The organism is Aminobacter sp. P4_H6_2, from assembly GCF_056400805.1.
In genome coordinates this window covers 1-1,275 of sequence record NZ_JBFUKO010000987.1, presented here as the reverse complement: position 1 = coordinate 1,275, position 1,275 = coordinate 1, and the positions used below count along the sequence as shown (strand labels likewise).

The following is a 1,275-nucleotide window of genomic DNA, read 5'->3' as shown; positions in this document are numbered from 1 at the left end:
CGCGGCTATGAAGCGTTCATGGCCGGCAAGATCGATCGCACCGAGTTCGGCAAGCGGGTGGCTATGGAATGGGCTAGTTTCCCCGTTCTTGCAGCCTGCAAGGGCGCTCATCGCCAACTCAAGCGCGGCGATAGCTACTACCTGGGCGACGGCATCAACAAGGTCGGCACTACGCCTGCAAGGGTCGAGGCGATGCTCAACCGGGTGAAGGCGGCAGGAAATGGAGCGCAGGCCACCACCCCAGCCGAGCCGGTCATCATTGAAAAGCCCGTCGTGGCCGATCCGGGCGAGCTCGAAACACCGACGACCAAGAGCAAAACCTTCTGGACCTGGCTGCTGACTGCCATCGGTGCGCCGCTGGCAGCTTTCGGTAATCTCGACTGGCGCGTGCAGCTCGCTATCGTCGCCGTCATCGTCGCCTTTGCCATCTACGGCATCAAGCGCAGGAACGATCTGTTCAAGGCGGTGAAGGGGCTGAAGGCGGAGTTCGGGGAATGAGGGCGGCTCTGATCGCCGCCGCCGCCGCCATCGTCTTGGGCGGCCTCATCTGGAGCCACACGGCGGCCTATCGCTATGGCMGCTCAGTCGAACAAGCGCGCTTTGCCGCACAGATCACCAAGGAGAATGACGATGCGGGCAACGCAGCTGAGAAATGGCGCGCTGAGCTTCGCCGCTGCGCTGCTGGCGGTGGGCTGTTCGACTTYGAAACCGGCACCTGCCAGCACTAACGGGCTGCGCGCTGTGATCAGTACCTCGCTGATCGGCGCACAGGGCAAGACGCCAGCCGACCAGGCGGGCATCAACGAGACGGCGGCGGGTCTTTGCGCCGGCGGCGTGTGGACCAAGAGCGAATGCGCTCGCCATGGGAAGGAAAGCCGCAAGTGAGCGAGCGCAGCATAGACATGATGTTGGGGCGAATGGAAGGTCAGCTTGAGGCGATCCTTGATCGCATGGACCGTGCCGACGAAAGCCGGGCGGGTGTTCATCGCCGGCTTGACGAGTTCGGCCACCGGCTCACAAGGGTTGAGGCTGACGTGATCGCGGTGAAGCACAGCCAGACCAGCATGCAGGCCGTGACCGACGACGTGGTTAACCTGCGAACGCAGGCACAGGGTGCCGGCACCGCTGGGCGTTACCTTCTCAAGATCGGCTTAGGTGTCGTTGGGAGCGCCGGATGGCTGCTTGGCGTCTATACTTGGCTCACAGGTCGGTCGCCGCCTTGATCGAGCGAGGAAGTTGGCCGCGAGCGCGACCCGGCTAAAGTGCTTCAGCTTG

General features: G+C 63.4%; 4 protein-coding genes. All 4 read left to right on the top strand.

Annotated features, from left to right (window positions below; all coding sequences use genetic code 11):
* Positions 1–498 (top strand): hypothetical protein (locus tag AC1DUU_RS32340; protein WP_476787371.1); only part of this gene is annotated, 498 nt, incomplete at its 5' end.
* Complete coding sequence (locus AC1DUU_RS32335) at positions 495–728, top strand: hypothetical protein (RefSeq protein WP_476787370.1); 234 nt, start codon at positions 495–497, stop codon at positions 726–728. The genes AC1DUU_RS32340 and AC1DUU_RS32335, both read left to right, overlap by 4 nt.
* A gap of 13 nt (positions 729–741) precedes the next feature.
* Positions 742–885 (top strand): hypothetical protein, encoded by a 144-nt coding sequence (locus AC1DUU_RS32330; RefSeq protein WP_476787369.1) that lies wholly within the window; start codon positions 742–744, stop codon positions 883–885.
* The gene (locus tag AC1DUU_RS32325; RefSeq protein WP_476787031.1) at positions 882–1,223 is read left to right on the top strand and encodes a DUF1515 family protein; all 342 of its coding nucleotides are present in this window, start codon (positions 882–884) and stop codon (positions 1,221–1,223) included. The genes AC1DUU_RS32330 and AC1DUU_RS32325 overlap by 4 nt, the downstream gene beginning before the upstream one ends.
* Positions 1,224–1,275 lie beyond the last annotated feature (52 nt).